The organism is Maribacter sp. MJ134 (assembly GCF_003970695.1).
Classification (GTDB): domain Bacteria; phylum Bacteroidota; class Bacteroidia; order Flavobacteriales; family Flavobacteriaceae; genus Maribacter.
Window position 1 is genome coordinate 743,926 of the sequence record NZ_CP034570.1, and the last position, 16,599, is coordinate 760,524.

Genomic DNA, 16,599 nt, shown 5'->3' on the forward strand with positions numbered 1-16,599 from the left:
AAAGACTTTAGCAATTCCGAGTGGATTCGCTTGAGCTTGCCCTGAGCTTGTCGAGGGGTAGTCGAATCCGCCGCAATTGCGGTTATAAGTTGTTACCACACGTTTTTTATGATAATAGATTTTTTCCAAATTCGATTATTTGAGCAACACTTTCTTTTACAATTTGTTTATTTCCTTCGTTAACAAAGTCTTTCATTAATTTAGGTCCGAGTTTTGTCATTTTCGCCCATATCCAGCTGACTTTATTTACTACCCAAACTTTGGTTTTACTTGACAGATTATCTCTTAATTCAGAGATGTCATTTTTGATTTCTTTTATTTGTTCTGCATTCGAGTCGGTTATATGCTCGTCAATTTTGTTTTCGATTTTCTCGAAATAAGCATCTAATAACAAAATCTGTTTTGGTATTAAAGGTTTGTCTTTTTCCTCGTCAATTATTTCAAACTCGGTATAGTAACCATCTCTAAAAGATTCAATTATTGGGTCATCAAATGGTGACCTGACCTTGTCGTAAGATTTTAAAAGAGTTACCCATTTAGTAAAGTAGGTGTTTATTTCAGAGCCTTTAATCCAAGTTCTATGTTTTTCCACATTCTGTTCAGTATGTGGTCGATATTCTACTAAAACTTTGAATCCGTTTTTTATATCATAGTTTTCTATGTTGAAATAAAATTCAGAATCTGGGTCAACATCTGTGAACCTCATCAGATTATTTTCAGATTCTACGCTTATGAAATTCTCTCCGATTTTATCAATAAAGGGCTCTAATGCTCTTAATACTACTAAAGGTATTTGTTTTTTTTTATTCACGATTTTTTTTCAAATGCATCACAAAAATAAGATTACATCATTACTACTATCCTACCACTAAAATTAGTGCATTTATATTATTGTCATTGGACTTAGCTTTCTTACAGCTCCTTCACTTCTACATAAAAATTAGGGTCCATTGTAAAAGCAGCAGCACCATGCTTCACTTTTTCTGTTTGCCATTCAGTCGTGGGTTTTAACCAAAGCTCCTTATCATCCGCAAATATGCGTATAGGCATTGCAAAACCATCTACCACATTGGTATAACGGTATGTAATTGCATTGTCAGCCTCTATTTTATATTCAAACACTGGAATTTTTATGGTCCGTAGGTATTGGTCAAACACCTTGGAAAAATCCATTTCAGCCTTTTCACTGATATAATTTTCCACTTGCTGTGTGGTTACCGTTTGGTGGTAAAAGTCTTTGTTCAGCCCTCGCAAAATACTTCGCCATTTTTCATCATCATGAATCACTTGGCGTAGGGCATGTAGCATATTGGCTCCTTTAGGATACATGTCACCACTGCCTCTTTGATTTACGTCATAGACCCCTATAATAGGACTTTCGTTGCGGATGTTTCCACGAATACCAATAGCGTATTCATTTCCTGCCTGTTCCCCAAAGTGGTAGTCCACATAGAGGGCTTCGGAGTAGGTGGTAAAGCCTTCGTGTACCCACATATCGGCAATATCCTTATAGGTAATATTATTGGCGAACCACTCGTGTCCCGCTTCATGAATAATAATATAATCGAACTTCATACCCCAACCGGATTTGGAAAGGTCCCTACCCAAATAGCCATTTTGGAACTGGTTCCCATAGGTAACGGAGCTTTGGTGTTCCATGCCCAGATAGGGTACTTCTACTAGTTTAAAACTATCCTCGTAAAAAGGGTAGGGCCCAAACCAATGCTCAAAAGCTTTCATGAGTCTAGGGACATCTTTAAACTGTTCTTTGGCTTTTTCCAAATTATCGCGCAGCACATAGTAATCCAAATCCAAAACACCCTTTTCGCCGTCATATTTTTCGCCAAAATGAACATAGTCGCCAATATTAATGTTTACGCCATAATTGTTAATGGGGTTGGAAACGAACCACTCGTATAATTTATAATCGCCTTGTTCGTATTCGTATGTTTCCCGTAACCTACCATTGGCCACAGCTACAAGGTCCTTGGGAACATCGATAGCAATGCGCATACTGTCCACTTCGTCATACATATGGTCCTTATTAGGCCACCAAACACTAGCACCCAAACCTTGGCAAGAAGTAGCGATGAAGTGTTTGCCGTTGTCGTCCTTTTTCCAAGAGAATCCGCCATCCCACGGCGCTCTGACGGCTTCTTTAGGTTTCCCCACATATTGTACGTAAAGTTCATTGTACTCCCCGGGAATCTGTTTTTTCTTTAGGTTGATGAAATAGGCCGGACCTATTTTGCTGTAATCTAGTTGTTGGTCGCCCTGAGAAATACCCGTAATTTTTAAGGGTTCTTGAAGGTCTATTTGGATGACATCATGTTCTTCCAAAACCTTGTACCGAATAATATTATAGCCAGCGATTGCTTTTTCCTCGGGCTGTACTTTTACATTGAGGTCGTAGTAGCTTAAATCCCACCAAGCACGTTCAGGGGTGATGCTTCCCCGCAGCGTATCCTGTTTGGTGAACTCTTGTGCTTGGGCCACGGATAGGCTTACAAGACATAGCAATACAATTAGTTTTTTCATTTTCGTTTATTTAGTAGTTCTCGGATTTGCGCGATATGATCGTGTTCTCAATAAACTAATGCTATGGCGACCTACCTAAAAATAGCATTTGGAAATACGACCGGACTTTCAAATCCGTCCGCTCCTACGGCAGAAACTCCAAAGAAGTAATTATCGATTACGATACCGTCCAAAGTGAATTCGGTTACATCGCCCACATACCTGCTGTGGTCCCAAGTAGGAGCGGTGGTGTCCCGCCAATAAATTTTATACCCTTTGGCTCCGTCTACCTTGCTCCACTGAAACTTTGCGGACGGTTCCACGATGCCTCCAATCTTAACTTCTTTTGGTGCTGGTGGTGCCCATGCGATGGAAGCTAGGCTTATGGCGTTTACCGCCGTCAACTTGGCAGCGTATTCAAAATTTACGTGTTCCAGTACGTCGCCGTAAGCAATACCGTCCTCCACACGTATATCTTGGTGTTGTTGTGTGTAATTTTCATGAGCCTCCATAATACGAATACCGGGAAAACCAGCGTCGTTAAAAGGCCTGTGGTGACCACCGCGACCAAAACGGTCTAATCTGTAAATCATCATGGGGTTCATCTCCGGCATATAGGTCTGTGTGGTTTTATGCACATAACGTGCCAGCTGTCTTGAAATGCCATCCACTTCTCCACCATAGAATCGGCGGGCTTTCCGCTCCTTTTCGGTTTCGGTTGGAGGAACGGGTTCCGAGAATATCCTAAAATCGGTACTACTGGTAATTCCGTCCACGCCCGTAATATTTCCAATCATATCATTATTAAAAATACCGATGACCTCCCATCCTTGTTCCTTAGCGTAACCTGCTACACCACCACCGCCGAAAAGGCCTTGTTCCTCACCAGAAAGCCCCATGTAAATGATACTATTCTCAAATTTGTATTTGGATAGTACCCTAGCTGCCTCAATAGTACCTGCCATACCGCTGGCATTGTCATTGGCCCCGGGTGAATCGTTCGTATAATTGGTAGGGTCACTAACACGGGAATCAATATCACCACTCATGATGATATAGCGATTGGGGTACTTGGTACCCTTTTGGATGGCCAATACATTCACCACCTCTACATCTTTTACAATACGCTGGTTCGCACCTTTCTTTACCAAATCCTTTTGATAAAACACATTTAGACAACCGTTACATTCAGCCGAAGTTTTTTCGAACTCTGCTTTTATCCATCGTCTTGCGGCACCTATACCACGGGTTTGTGAAACGGTATCACTTAAGGTGTGGCGTGTTCCAAAATTGGCCAAGGTGGTGATGTCCTTTTCGATACGTTCCGCAGAAACGGCATCGATAATATCAAAGATGCGCTGGTCCGTTTGGGCAGACATGGTAAGGGCTAAGGTCAAGAGGGTAAAGAACAATACATTTTTCATTTAATCGGTTTTATATTTTTTGTAAAATAAATAACTGTGTACGGAACAGAAGGGACCCAAAAGGGCATATAAAATACCAGGAAGTCCGTAATTGATTCCGATTTGCAGGTAGGCAATAATAATACTTATAAGAGCCACCACTACAAAAAGTCCAAAGTGGCGCACATAGAAGAGCAGCGTTATGGAATTTTCCAGGTGTTTGGATTTTTTATAGGCCCTATAATACATTAAGGACAGGCAAAGAAATATTAGCGCGAATCCCAAACCGTAGAGCTCAAAGAGTCCCGCTAATTTGTCCGGGGTCATCCCTTGTGGCAGAAACCAAGAATTTACGAGCGATTTCAGGGGGAAAACATAGTACAGGACTACAAAAAGCAAAACAGCATTAACGGCAATGATGACATTATCCATATAATTAGTCCTTCGAAAAAAATTATAGTGCAGAAACCATAGAATGACCAGAACAAAGAAACTTACGGCAAAGCCCGTGAAGAGTTTTACGTCGATATCTATGATGGCATCAGTGCTATCCGTGCCCAGACTAACCACCAAAAGTGTGGCCGCAAAGGCAAAAACGGCATCGCTAAAAGCTTCGATTCGGCTAATATTGTGCGGAAATCTCATCGTCTTTAAAAGTATTAAAAATTAATCGGATTTGTGTGCCTTTAAATGCCATAAACCAAAGATTGGTCCAAGTGCAAGAACCAAGAAAATTGTTGTAGACGGTACGCTATCCAAAATATAAGCCAATAACTGAATACTGACAATGGTAATGGAAAAACCGATGCAATTCACCAAGGTTAATCCAGTTCCTTTTAATTCGCTTGGTATAGCAGAAGCTACCAAGTTGGAAAACTGGGGAGAATCTGCCGTAACGGCCATACCCCAAAAACACCAGACGCCTAAAAATACTTCACTTGTTGAGAAGAACAATACAGGCGAAAGAAGACAGCAGGTTCCCGATACTAATAAGGCTACAAAAGCCACTTTCTTACTGCCGTAGCTTTGCGAAAGAATACCGCCTATGGCACAGGATACGCCACCTAAGGCGATAATAATACCGGTCCATAAAGAAATAGAAAGCGTATCTCCGGAAATTGAATTGAAGGTTTTTATCGCCAAAGGTGTAAACGCCCAGAATGCGTAGAGCTCCCACATATGACCAAAGTACCCAAAGGCAGCCCTTTTAAAATTCGCAATTTTGAAGAGTTCCGGCCCGGCTTTGAGCTTTAGTGTGGTACTTTTCTTTTGGTAAGGACCGTCTGGCACCAGCATATAAAGTAAGGCTCCACCAAAGAGTGTAAGTATAGAGGTGACGGTGATGACCGTTGTGGGACTGTTGCCCCAATCCGTTCCGTTTATCAAAAAAGGAAGGGCAGTACCTAAAACCAAGGCCCCAACCAGAAATCCGAGTGCTTTCCCAAGACCTTTCTCGTAGTAATCCGCAGCAATCTTCATTCCTACCGGATAGATGCCGGCCAAAAAGAAACCAGTACCGAAGCGAGCCGAAAGTAGGCCCCATTGTGTAATACTATCGCTCAAAAGATATAGGTTACAGAGCGCTGCTAACAAGGCACAAATAAGAAATACTTTAGAAGGGGAGAAGCGGTCCGCAAGCATCAGTAGTGCAAAAACCAAGGTTCCCGTAATGAAACCGAACTGCACGGATGAGATGACGTAACCCGCCAATTCCGCTCCAAAACCTGTTTTGATGATGAGTTCGTCTATGATCGTATTCCCAGCAAACCATGGAGAGGTACAAGCAAATTGTGCTAAGATAATTGTGGGAAGAATATGTGGTTTTGATTTCAAAAGACGATATTACCGTAGAAAAGTGACCTTTGAAATTTTACCGTCTTCAACTTCATATATGGCAACAGCGCTAAACGTATTTCCATTTGCGGTTATTTTTTCTTCATCAATCACTTTATTACCGATAACAATTCTGTTTTTAAGTTCGCAATGCAAATCAGGAGTAGAAGCAAAAAAATCGGCATAACTCTTTCGCATTTCCTCTTGCCCCTGTGACCTTTTTTCAGCGGGATAATTGTATAAACTAATGTCTTCTCCGTAGGTATCCATAAATCCATCAATATCTCTGGTATTATATGCATCCAATTGTTTTTGCACAATAGTTTCGGGATTTGGAGCCTTGTCATCGTCGAAAATAAAAGTCATACGCTCAATAGCCCCACCGTTCACTGTATAAATTGCCACTTGCATTTGTTGAAATTCACCATTGCGTGTAACCTTTTCGTGGTCAACCACCTTATTGGCAATGGCTATTCGCTTTACAACCGCTACCTGATACGTTTTATTGGTAGGGGATAGGCCCTCATAAATTCCACGCATCTTTTCATGACCCTCGTACCAAATTTTATCCGGAAAATAACTAACGGTTACTTCTGGGGAATAACAGTTGATGAATAGCTCTAGATTTGCGGCATTATATGCTTCTACCTGTTTCTGAACAATTGCTGCGGCAGGTGGTTCAGCCACAATGGCCAGCTTTTCTTGGTCAGGGCTCACAGCTATCCTTGTTACATTGTTCCATTGTAAGGGGTCTACTTTATGAAATAGACTCCAAACCCCAGTCGTATCCGCTTTCACTTGGGCCAAAATATTATTTGTACCTGCTATGATGGTGTCTTCCGATAACCAAGCCATATCTTCTCTGCCGTTCCAGATAAAATTAATTGTTTGTGTTGCTCCAGAGATTGGGTGTAACGATTTTATTTCAACCGTTTCATTCTCTTTACTGATATAGCTTACCAAATCTGTATTCGGAATTTTGTGTAGCGACCGACCCACATTTTTTTGGACGGTATAGTTCGTGCCCTCTTTAAGGTTGGCCACGACCAAATCCATACGGTCTTCAATAAGAACGGTACAGACGATAATATGCGGATTGTACCAGATATGATAACCTACTTTCAAATCTTTTAGGAGCACTTTGGATTCACCGGTATGTAAATCATACCTATATAATCTTTGTAGGCCATCAGCGTCCAATCGAATAGCGGAAACAGCTTCTTTACTAGGAATTTTTAAGGGAGAATATTCACTTCCTTTAGGGGTATCGGTAATCCATTTTGTGGTATTCGTACTTATAGTATATAAGGCTATATCCGTCTGCCCGTTTCTAGTGGATGAAAATAGTACCGTATCGTCATCTAAGAACGAGGGTTGATTGTCATATCCCTCATTGTTTGAAATATTTAGAGGGGTACCCAAAGTGGTATTTTCATCATCAGTCCTCATATCCACTAAAAACACTTCTGTGTTCTGCTGAGCAAAAGTGCTTAAAGAAAGGAAGATACAAGAAAGAAGTAGCACACAGTGTTTCATAAGCAATGCAATTATAAATTTGAAATTAGGTCACTAGCGTTTTTCCGCAAAGCGGCCCAAAATATCGCGTACGTTCTTCGTATTATCCACAAAATAACGGGCTTGGGTTTTTTGCCTTCCTACTTTTACGGTTACGGAGTCTTCGGGCAGTTCTTGAAACATAAATTCGTCCGTCCAATCATCACCAATGGCAAACACAAAATCATAGTCATGCTCAGCATATACGCGCATAGCGGCTCTACCTTTATTTACGTTACTACTTTTAATTTCCATTACCTTATTGCCGTTCAGTACACTTAAATCGTCATTGGCAATAAGACTTGTGAGTACAGTGTTTAATTCCATGGAACGTTTTTGACCAAAGTCGGGGTCCGTATTACGATAGTGCCACGCCAACGAATAGTTTTTTTCCTCGATGAAGCTACCTGGTGTTCTGTCCACAAAAGATTCAAGAACGGGAAGTATTTTCTCCATCCAGTCTTTTTTTACATTTTCCAGCATCCTGAATTCCTCACCGCCTTGGGAAATCCAGACCCCATGCTCTACGATCATATTATACTTTTTAGGAAGAAACCATTTGGTGAAGGTTTCCTTATCGCGACCACTAATTAAATACATATCCGTATTGGGTTGTGAGGAAATATCGTCCAATAATTTGTACAAGGCCTCGTCCGGACTCGCTTTTTGAGGGTCGTTATGAAATCCTGCCAGGGTACCGTCATAGTCCAAGAATACCAGTCTTCTTTCAGCTTTGATATAATCCTTCATAACCGTGTTCATGAGGTCAACGGACAATCTTCTAGATACGTAGGTTAGATCTTTTTCCTTCTGTTGCACTAAGGAGGTCATAAAATCATTGGCCCATTTTTCCACATTATAACGCGCCAGTCTTTTTTGTAACACAGTGTTGCGTTCCTGTTGTTCTTTCTTAGGCATCGTTATCGCTCTATGAAGGGTATCCGCAATTTGCTCAAAGTTATTCGGGTTAATCAGTAAAGATTCGTTCATTTCATTGGCAGAACCTGCCATTTCACTTAGAATAAGTACACCGGTCTTATCCGTGCGTGTTGCAATATATTCTTTGGCTACAAGGTTCATCCCATCACGTATGGGGGTTAACCAAGCAATATCACAGGTAGTATATAGGTCTATTAAATTATCAAAAGGCATGGACCGGTAGAAATACCAAATCGGTGTCCAGCTAACGGTAGAAAGCTCCCCATTAATACGCCCTACCAGTTCATCGATTTCTTTTTTCAAAAGTTGGTACTGCGGCACGTTAGAGCGGGAGGGAACCGCTAAGATGATCAACCGGACCTTTTCTTTGTATTCTGGATATTTGTTTAAAAAGTACTCGTAGGCATTCAATCGCTTGGCAATACCCTTGGAATAATCCAAACGGTCTATCGACAAAAAGAACTTGGCGTCCGGAGCGGATTTCTTATGGGTGTCCAAACGTTTTTGTAGTTCGGACTTCTGTGTTTCGTCCCGTTGGGCATGTTCCGTAGCCGCATCGTTAAATTTCTTATAGTCGATTCCCATAGGAAAAGAGTCCACTTTAATAACCCTATTATCCAAGTAGATATCATTGAAACTTACCTCTAAGCCCAGTAACCTGCGAACGGAACTTAAGAAATGTCGTTCGTAATCATAGGTATGAAAGCCGATGAGGTCGGCACCCAATAATCCCTCAAGTATTTCGGTACGCCAGGGTAGGGTCCTGAAAATTTCAAAGGACGGGAAGGGAATATGCAGAAAGAAACCGATAGAGATATTGGGGCGTTTTTCACGCACCATTTGAGGCACTAACATAAGCTGATAGTCATGCACCCAAATGGTATCATTGTCACCAGCTTTTTCCAATATGGCATCGGCAAATTTTTGATTTACCGCTTTGTATATTTCCCAACTGGACAATTCGAACTCCGAATATTCTAGAAAATAGTGAAAAAGGGGCCATACCGTTCTATTGCTAAACCCAAAATAGAAACCATCTACCTCCTTCTTGGTCAGTTTCACTTTAGAGGAACCATGTTCGGCCAAAGCTTTATCAATTTTAGGTGCTAATTCTTCGGGAATTTCCTCATCGGTAAGTCCGCTCCATCCAATCCAAAGGCTGTCCCCTCCAGAATGCACGGATTTCATTCCGGTCGCTAAACCGCCCACACTGGGTATCGCGGTAATGTCTCCATTGCTAATTTGTAATTGTACGGGTAATCTATTTGAGATTATGATAGTTTTGGACATAAATAGCAGGTTTTGCTTTGATTTGAACTTAATTTCTCTCAATTTCGGGAAAAAGAAGGGTAATACCAATTGAAAGCCCATATGAATCAAGATTTTTAGTGAAACCGCATTTTAATCCCTTACATTTTAAAGGAAGTATAAAGGCCTAGTGATACGAAGCTTAAGGCAGTGCGGGTAATAATTTATAAAAGAGAGATTGCTTAATGAATAATTTAGATTACGGAATAATAGGAAATTGTAGAAGTGCAGCATTGGTATCTAAAACCGGTTCCATAGATTGGTGCTGCTTGCCAGAGTTTGATTCTTCCTCTGTTTTTGCTGCTTTACTGGACGAAAAAATAGGAGGGAGCTTTGAAATTTTAGTTGATGATTCCTATACGATAACGCAACGTTATAAAAAACACACGGCCATATTAATAACCCGTTTTGTTTCAGGTGAAAATGCCTTTGAAATACGGGATTTTATGCCAAGGTACCGCAAAGAAGGAGGTTATAATTCGCCCCCGGAATTGGTGCGCTATTTTAAACACCTCTCCGGTAAACCCCAGTTTAAGGTAAAGTATGACCCAAAGTTAGAGTATGCCATGGGCAATACGGATACGTATGTAAAAAAGAACTTTATCGTTAGCCTTACGCACGGAGAAAAGTTCGACACCTGTTTTCTGTACACCTCTTTTAATAAGAATGCCGTTCTAGAAGGTAGGGAAATCTCGTTGTCCAAAGACGGTTATTTCTTAATGGGATATAACGAGAAGCTATTTCAGCCTACCGTTCGTAAGATGTACACGGAGTTGGAACGAACGAAGGTCTACTGGCTCAATTGGAGCAGCAGAACACCCAATTATAAAAAATATAACGCACAGATAAGCCGTAGTGCCATTACCTTAAAACTACTGAGCTATGATAAAACAGGAGCAGTTTTAGCGGCGGCAACTACTTCCTTACCGGAAACGATAGGGGAGGTACGTAATTGGGATTATCGTTTTTGTTGGATTCGTGACGCTTCTATGGCCATAAAGGTGATAGGCGATTTGGGTCACCGCAACGTTGCGAAAAGATACCTGCAGTTTATAGTAGACTTGATCCCTGATAAGGATGAAAAACTACAGATTATGTACGGCATCAATAAGGAGAAAAAATTAACCGAAAACACCTTGGAACACCTCGCGGGTTATAAAGGTTCGGCACCCGTACGTGTTGGTAATGCAGCCTACAAGCAAAAGCAGAACGATATTTATGGTATTCTGATGGACGTCATCTATGAACAGCTCTCCAAGTACAGTAATGACATTGAGAACGGCGAGGAGCTTTGGGGAATAACGAAGGGAATTGTTTGGATCGTATCTAACCACTGGAAAGAGGCGGATAAAGGTATTTGGGAATTTAGGTCCGAAGACAGGCACTTTACCTTTTCCAAGGTACTTTGTTGGGTAGCCATTGACCGAGCCATAAAAGTAGCACGGCTGTTCAAAAAAACACGGAAGCTAGAAAAGTGGACAGCTTTGGAACAGGAAATTAAAAGGGATATTCTTGAAAATGCATGGAATCCAAAGGTGAACGCCTTTACCCAGTCGTATGGAAGCACGGATATGGATGCTTCGGTACTTTTGATGGAATCCTATGGGTTTATTCATGCGAAGGACCCAAAATTCGTAAGCACGGTTAAGGCGATAGAAAAGGAACTCAGCAATGATGGTCTGCTTTATCGTTATAAGAATGAAGATGATTTTGGATTGCCCTCCTCGTCTTTTACTATTTGTACTTTTTGGTTCATTAATAGCCTTTACAAGATAGGGGAAGAGAAAAAAGCAATGAAACAATTTGATAAGCTACTATCTTATAGTAATCATTTAGGTCTTTTTAGTGAAGATATTGATTTTAAGACCAAACGATTGTTAGGAAACTTTCCACAAGCATATTCGCACTTGGCCTTAATCGAGTGTGCGGTATTGTTCTCCAACAAGGAGAGTGAAGTGCAGGTTTTAGAGTCTATCAGTTAAACGGAAACCGCTAGTTTGCTAATTTTATCCAATAAGTTTTTAAAATGAGTTTCGGTGGTGAACGGATTCATCACCGTAACCCTTAAGTAATGAACTCCCCGAAGTTTGGTCTGAACAATATAGAACTCCCCATCTTCCAAAAGTGCTTGGCGAATACGTTCATTTTGTCGGTTTTGGGCTTCGCCGGATAACTTTTTGTCCACATATTTGAAACAGACGATATTGGACATTGGGGTAACGGCAATTTCAAACTCAGCATGCTGCTTGATGATATTACCGAATAAGACACCCATATCAAATAGATGGGTAAGGTAGGCATCAAAGACCTCTTCTCCGTATAGTTTTAATAGGGTGAACCAGTGAATACTCATCATGGTCTTTGTACATTCAAAAGTCTTTTTGCCCGAGTTGCACCAATCTTCAAGTTCCGATTCTGTCAAGAGGTAATCTGCTTTTTGACTAAAGGTTACATTGGTATGCGCGCTCTTTTTGTACAATAGCGCCGTAGTGAGTGCTGGCATCATCATCATTTTGTGTCCGTCTATGACCACGGAATCTGCCTGGTCTATACCTTTTAAAAGTGTTTTGTATTTTGTAGAAAAAATTGCTGCTCCGCCATGGGCTCCATCTACATGAAACCAAAGCTTTTTAGTTTTTGCAAAGTCGGCTATTGTCTCTAGGTCATCGAACATCCCCGTGGCCGTGCTCGGCGCACTCCCGATAATGGCAAAGATATGTATACCCTTTGCGCTCGCTTCTTTATGTTTGTCCTCCAATAAAGAGGTGTCCATTCTAAAGTTTGCAGTAGTGGGGATTTTAATAATACCCTGCTCTCCTAGACCCATAATTTTTGCTGCCCGATCCACACAATAGTGCGCTTCTTCGCTTACCATAATCCCTAACTGCTGTTCGGAGCCTTGGTTCCAAATATCCGTTTCTAGCATAACCTTTCTTGCGGTCAATAGTGCCGTTAAATTGGCCAATGTTCCGCCAGAGGTAATGAATCCACCAGAAGCCGTATCAAAACCTATCTTTTTGCAGAGCAAATCCGTAACCACACGCTCTATGGCAGATGGGGACATCCCCATTTCGTAAACGGCCATTCCGTTATTCAACATAGCGCTTATCATTCCCGTTAAGGCGTTGATAGGAGCCGTTGGCGTAACCTGGTGACCTATATAATGCGGATGATGTATATAGGTAGTTCTCTTGGTAATTTCCGTAAATAGCTGCTCTTGATTCCCATTTTTAAGAAAATCTTGCCAAAAGGTAAGCTCATCCTCGGGTTCGTTCCAATGAATGGCAGGACCAGATTTTTGTTGTAGCTTATCATCAAGATGGTCTGCTAACTGGTCTATTAATTCATGACCTTTATTCCTGAAAACTTCGGTATCGTAAACCTTATGTAAAAGCGATTTGTCCATTTGATAAAATTAGAAGCTTCTAACTACTTGAACAAATAAAAACCGCTCCTTTTGGGAGCGGTTTTACTTCTGTCTAACAAAACAAAAGGGTAATCTGAATTAGTCAAAGGTGTACCCGTTATCGGCAGCTACTTTGTCCGCAATTTGATTGCGTAAAGCTACTACGTTAGGGTAATTGGTATATTTTGTGAAGCGTTTTAGGCCCATAAGCATCATCTTCTGCTCATCGCCTTCAGCAAATGAAACTATAGCTTCCTTTCCTTTCTTCAAAACCACATCTACTGCATTGTATAAATACAATTTTGACATAGCGATTTGTGTTGCCTGTGCTTCCTCTCCAAAACGTTTGGCATTTTTCTCTGTTCTAAGAATGGTGCTTTCTGCCATGTAAACTTCAATTAGGATATCGGAAGCCGCCATCATCAATTGTTGATGCTTCTCCAATTCCGGTCCAAATTTTTGAACAGCACTACCGGCAACCATTAAAAATACCTTCTTTAATCGTTTGATAAGGTCTTTTTCCTCAGCGAACAATTCCGAAAAATCTGGTGTGTCAAAGGACGGAATGCCCATAAGTTCTTCCCCCACGGCAGTTGCGGGTCCAAGCAAATCTACATGGCCTTTCATAGCTTTTTTAACCAACATACCGACTGCGAGCATACGGTTTATTTCGTTGGTACCTTCGTAAATACGTGCGATACGCGCATCTCTCCATGCAGATTCCATTGGGGTATCAGCGCTAAAGCCCATACCTCCAAAAATCTGAACACCCTCATCGGCGGTGTTTTGCACATCCTCTGAAACCGCTACTTTTAATATGGAACACTCAATAGCATATTCCTCCACGCCTTTTAATTCAGCTTCTTGGTGTGTATTTCCTTCAGCTTCTCTTATGGCTATTCTGTCTTCTATATTTTTGGCAGCGCGGTAGCAAGCAGATTCTCCAACATAAGCATTGGTCGTCATATCGGCAATTTTAGCCTTAATAGCTCCAAAATTAACTATAGGTGTCTTAAACTGGACTCTTTCATTAGCATAGTTCACCGCTTTGTTGATAACTCTTCGTTGCGCTTCCAAACAAGCTGCGGCTAACTTAATACGACCAACATTTAGGGCGTTCATTGCTATCTTGAATCCGTTTCCTCTTTCTGATAACATGTTCTCAACAGGAACTTTGGTTTCGTTGAAGAATACCTGACGGGTAGAGGAGGAGTGAATACCTAATTTCTTTTCTTCATCACCAAGCGTAATACCGTTCTCCGAGTCGTTCTCTACAATAAAACCAGTAATGTTCTTATCGTCTTCGATTCTTGCGAATACAATGAACAGATTACAAAAACCTGCATTTGAAATCCACATTTTTTGTCCTGAAATGATGTAATGTTTACCATCATCGGAAAGTACAGCCTTTGTTTTTCCCGAATTTGCATCCGAACCTGCCCCAGGTTCCGTTAGGCAATACGCACCGAACCATTCGCCAGAAGCTAGTTGAGGTACGTATTTCTGTTTCTGTTCTTCGGTTCCGTAAAGGGTTATTGGCATGGTGCCTATACCTGTATGTGCTCCAAAAGCAGTGCTAAAAGACCCTGTAGCTCCTGAGATGTAATCGCACACCAACATGGTGGACACAAATCCCATACCCATTCCACCATAGGATTCCGGAACTGCTACACTTAGTAAACCTAGTTCACCTGCTTTACGCATCGTCTCTTCCGTATACGCGTAATCTTTTTGCTCGAATCGCTCCCAATGTGCCCATAGTTCTCTGTCAACGAACTCTTTGGTGCTATCACGCATCATTTTTTGTTCTTCGTTCAGGTCTTCCAATGTGAAAACATCCTCACAATTCGTTTCTTTCACTAGAAATTGACCGCCTCTTAGAATGTCTTTATTATTTATTGTTTCCATAAGCCTCCCCAAACCCCTCCAAAGGAAGGGCTTTAATAGGTTTTTATTTGTTAAACATTATTATTTATAAGGTACTCCCATCCAATTCTCCCCTTTGGGGAGATTTAGAGGGGCTTCTAATTTAAAAATTCATAAATCCCCGCTGCGCCTTGACCTGTTCCAACACACATGGTAACCATGCCGTACTTGCCTTGCATATTGCGTTTACGCATTTCATCAAATAATTGTACTGATAATTTTGCGCCCGTACAGCCTAATGGATGTCCAAGGGCAATAGCACCGCCGTTCACATTTACGATATCCGGATTTAATTTTAACTCCCTAATTACTGCTAAGGACTGTGAAGCAAAAGCTTCGTTCAGTTCTATTAGTTCAACGTTATCCTGTTTTAGACCAGCTTGTTTTAAGGCCTTAGGAACAGCCGCTACGGGTCCTATTCCCATGATACGAGGTGGCACACCTGCAGCTGCATAGTTTACTAGGCGCGCAATAGGTTCTAGATTTAGCTCTTTTACCATCTCCTCGCTCATTACCATGACAAAGGCAGCACCATCACTCATTTGGGAAGAGTTCCCTGCGGTGACGCTTCCACCAGCTGCAAATACCGGGCGTAGTTTATTCAGTACCTCCACGGAAGTTCCTTTTCTAGGACCTTCATCTTTCGTTACGGTATATTTTTTAGTTGTCTTTTTTCCATCGGCACCTAAAAGTGTTTGTTCCACCTCAATAGGAACAATCTGGTCTTGAAAACGGTCCTCAGATTGCGCTTTAAGTGCTTTCATATGAGAGTTGTACGCAAACTCATCTTGGTCTTCTCTGGACACTTTGTATTCTTGGGCAACGGCTTCTGCAGTGTTACCCATGCCCCAATAGTAATCTTCATGACCCGCTTTAACGATATCGTAGTTGAGCTCTGTCTTATACCCTGTCATGGGTACTGAACTCATGCTCTCTGCCCCGCCAGCAATGATACAATCTGCCATGCCGGCCTGTATTTTAGCTGTTGCTATTCCTATAGTTTCAATACCAGAGGAACAAAAACGGTTTACCGTAACGCCTGGCACATCTACTATGTCCAGTCCCATGAGTGATATTAAACGTGCCATGTTCAATCCCTGCGAACCTTCTGGCATTGCGTTCCCTACTATAACGTCGTCAATACGTTTCTTGTCCAACTGCGGAAGCTCCTTCATCATATGCTCAATGGTTTCGGCCGCTAGCTCGTCGGTCCTTTTGAATCTGAAAACACCCTTGGGTGCTTTTCCCACTGCGGTTCTATATCCTTTAACTATGTATGCTGTTTTCATATTTTTAGAAACTAGTTTTTAGTATTGAGTATTTAGTTCAGTTTTAATTAAAGATTTTTGAAAACTATAATTCATTTTTTGAACCTCAATACACAAATCAATAATAGGTTGTACTTTTTCTTTATTAATTAAATTTAACTCAACTACTATTATTAGTTGAGTCTGTAGTTCGTAAGCAGAGCCATTAGCAATACTCATAAAGTGTTTAAATTCTTTCTGAGAATTTCTTCCCGCACCTTCAGCTATATTTGATGGTATCGAGACGGAACTTCTTTTGATTTGAGAAGTAAGTCCAAATTTCTCATCTTTTGGCAATTCAGAAACAAGCAGGTAGACTTTTTTTACAAGTTCTATAGCTTTGCCCCAAATTTTAAGATTTTCAACTTTGTGCATCTCAATTCTTAATTGCTCATTTCTAAATACT

Annotated in this window: 12 protein-coding genes; 1 reads left to right on the forward strand and 11 read right to left on the reverse strand. The window is 41.1% G+C overall.

From position 1 onward, the window contains the following. Window positions 1-106: 106 nt before the first annotated feature. The 7 genes from EJ994_RS03155 to EJ994_RS03185 form a co-directional block, all read right to left on the reverse strand. Entirely contained in the window at window positions 107-811 is a 705-nt protein-coding gene (locus EJ994_RS03155; RefSeq protein ID WP_126591163.1) for a hypothetical protein, read from the reverse strand. A 101-nt stretch (window positions 812-912) separates the two neighbouring features. Then, a complete protein-coding gene (locus tag EJ994_RS03160; RefSeq protein WP_126591164.1) occupies window positions 913-2,538 on the reverse strand; it encodes a M1 family metallopeptidase in 1,626 nt (541 codons plus the stop codon). 71 nt (window positions 2,539-2,609) lie between these two features. Beyond that, complete coding sequence (locus tag EJ994_RS03165) at window positions 2,610-3,941, reverse strand: M28 family peptidase (RefSeq protein WP_126591165.1); 1,332 nt, start codon at window positions 3,939-3,941, stop codon at window positions 2,610-2,612. Continuing rightward, window positions 3,942-4,565 (reverse strand): TMEM175 family protein, encoded by a 624-nt coding sequence (locus EJ994_RS03170; protein ID WP_126591166.1) that lies wholly within the window; start codon window positions 4,563-4,565, stop codon window positions 3,942-3,944. It abuts the gene before it with no gap. A 21-nt stretch (window positions 4,566-4,586) separates the two neighbouring features. Next, entirely contained in the window at window positions 4,587-5,753 is a 1,167-nt protein-coding gene (locus EJ994_RS03175) for an MFS transporter (protein ID WP_126591167.1), read from the reverse strand. Between the two features lie 9 nt (window positions 5,754-5,762). Continuing rightward, window positions 5,763-7,289: a nuclear transport factor 2 family protein gene (locus tag EJ994_RS03180; RefSeq protein WP_126591168.1), complete on the reverse strand. Its 1,527-nt coding sequence runs from the start codon at window positions 7,287-7,289 to the stop codon at window positions 5,763-5,765. Between the two features lie 33 nt (window positions 7,290-7,322). Then, entirely contained in the window at window positions 7,323-9,536 is a 2,214-nt protein-coding gene (locus tag EJ994_RS03185; protein WP_126591169.1) for a bifunctional alpha,alpha-trehalose-phosphate synthase (UDP-forming)/trehalose-phosphatase, read from the reverse strand. A 203-nt stretch (window positions 9,537-9,739) separates the two neighbouring features. Here EJ994_RS03185 and EJ994_RS03190 point away from each other — a divergent pair, with 203 nt between their 5' ends. Further along, window positions 9,740-11,536 carry a glycoside hydrolase family 15 protein gene (locus tag EJ994_RS03190; protein ID WP_126591170.1) on the forward strand — a complete coding sequence of 599 codons (1,797 nt, stop codon included), beginning with the start codon at window positions 9,740-9,742 and terminating at the stop codon, window positions 11,534-11,536. Here EJ994_RS03190 and EJ994_RS03195 read toward each other — a convergent pair. From EJ994_RS03195 to EJ994_RS03210, 4 genes are all read right to left on the reverse strand, one after another. After that, on the reverse strand, window positions 11,533-12,960 hold the full coding sequence (locus EJ994_RS03195) for a pyridoxal phosphate-dependent decarboxylase family protein (protein WP_126591171.1): 1,428 nt from the start codon (window positions 12,958-12,960) through the stop codon (window positions 11,533-11,535). The two genes, EJ994_RS03190 and EJ994_RS03195, sit on opposite strands and share 4 nt — an antisense overlap. A gap of 99 nt (window positions 12,961-13,059) precedes the next feature. Beyond that, window positions 13,060-14,868 carry an acyl-CoA dehydrogenase family protein gene (locus tag EJ994_RS03200; protein WP_126591172.1) on the reverse strand — a complete coding sequence of 603 codons (1,809 nt, stop codon included), beginning with the start codon at window positions 14,866-14,868 and terminating at the stop codon, window positions 13,060-13,062. Between the two features lie 116 nt (window positions 14,869-14,984). Beyond that, window positions 14,985-16,175, reverse strand: coding sequence for an acetyl-CoA C-acyltransferase (locus tag EJ994_RS03205; RefSeq protein ID WP_126591173.1), 1,191 nt, complete (start codon window positions 16,173-16,175; stop codon window positions 14,985-14,987). A gap of 18 nt (window positions 16,176-16,193) precedes the next feature. Beyond that, complete coding sequence (locus EJ994_RS03210; protein WP_126591174.1) at window positions 16,194-16,568, reverse strand: four helix bundle protein; 375 nt, start codon at window positions 16,566-16,568, stop codon at window positions 16,194-16,196. Window positions 16,569-16,599 lie beyond the last annotated feature (31 nt).